The organism is Chryseobacterium lathyri (assembly GCF_019970085.1).
GTDB lineage: Bacteria > Bacteroidota > Bacteroidia > Flavobacteriales > Weeksellaceae > Chryseobacterium > Chryseobacterium lathyri.
Genome location: NZ_JAHXYG010000012.1, coordinates 1 through 1405, shown reverse-complemented (window position 1 = coordinate 1405; position 1405 = coordinate 1). Strand labels below are relative to the sequence as shown.

Annotated in this window: 1 protein-coding gene; it reads left to right on the top strand. The window is 33.8% G+C overall.

Going from position 1 to position 1405, the window contains the following annotated elements; all coding sequences use genetic code 11:
• The first annotated feature begins 275 nt into the window (after positions 1-275).
• Positions 276-494, top strand: coding sequence for a hypothetical protein (locus LC418_RS20820; protein ID WP_223560512.1), 219 nt, complete (start codon positions 276-278; stop codon positions 492-494).
• Positions 495-1405: the final 911 nt, after the last annotated feature.

Genomic DNA, 1405 nt, shown 5'->3' with positions numbered 1-1405 from the left:
GACCACTCTCGTTTTTCAGTGCGGCAAAGATAACAACTTATTCAAACGCAAAACAAACTTATTTAACATAAAATTTACATACATTTTACATTGGGGATAAGTATTAATACAGTATTTTGATTATTAACACATTATGCATATAGTGTAGTTATCCACAAAGATCGATCTGTAAGTAATGAGCTGGGATCATTTTATCCAAAAGACCGTGAACAGGCTTTTAGTTCGTGATAAGACCGGAAAATAAACACCTCAAAATGTAAGACCAGAACAATTAGTTGAAAAAGAAAGATGGGTTGTCTGGAATGGTAATTGGCTTTGTTTTTTTATCCTGGGATATTAACTATAGAAGTAGAGAGAGAAAAATTGTTAGATATAAAACCGGAAAAGTTTACGGTAAAGACAATATTAAAATGTGCGGGATGAGTTTTCCTCAGGCTACGCAGATCGCGCGGAACTTCTCAGGTATTATGATAGAACCCTGGAAGGAGATTTAAACTGACCAAGTAGCTCTCGCAGATCAGGCAGATGGAGCAGATTTTTAATTCTACATGCTGGTTTAAAAATTAAAACCAAGTCTCGATCTGGTTTAAAATATAAATAGAACAAGTGTATTGATTCCTTGGAAGAAGGTTTGGAAAGATCCAGTATCAAAAAAATAATGAAGCCAGTATTAAAATATAAACAGCCTGGATATTTGCTTTATAAAAATGATATCAGATATCAGATTGACATAGTATAAGTTTTGGCTAAAGCCTTTTTGATCTTTATGTATTGTAAGCGGGCTAAAGCCCGCTCCTATTAATAAAAAACTTAAACCATACTGATCAACAATAATGTGTACCCTTTTCTCTAATAATAGAACCAGCCTAACAGGTTGTGTACTTTTTCAAAGTTTAAGGTTATGTGGAAATAAGATTAAGATTACTATGTTTATATAATTGATAAGATTCCAGTTAAAAGAATATCTCTCGCAGATCGGGCAGATTAAGCAGATTTCTGTAATGATTCCTGCAAAAGTAATTTACTACAAGCAGTGTTTGTTAATAAACGGGATTTTAAATTATGCATGATGGGTAGTGCTTAACCTTCTTATCAATAACTTGGTCCTTTACCGGATATAGCAGTACAGTAAGTTTCACAATAATAATCGCAGAAAAGAGTTAATTATAAGAAAGTCCTGCGCATTTCTGCACAAGACTATATTTTATTTTGCTGGTGAGAGTATCTATAATGGCTGAAGGATAAGCGGTCAATGATCAGTTATTTCCCGCATTGCTTATTGCTTATTGCTTATTGCTTATTGCAAATATAAGTCTCTTCCCTGATCGTGTGTTTTGGGGTATTGTGATGATCAGCGATGAATGATCAATGATTTTTGGCCTCACCCTATTCCCTATTCCCTATT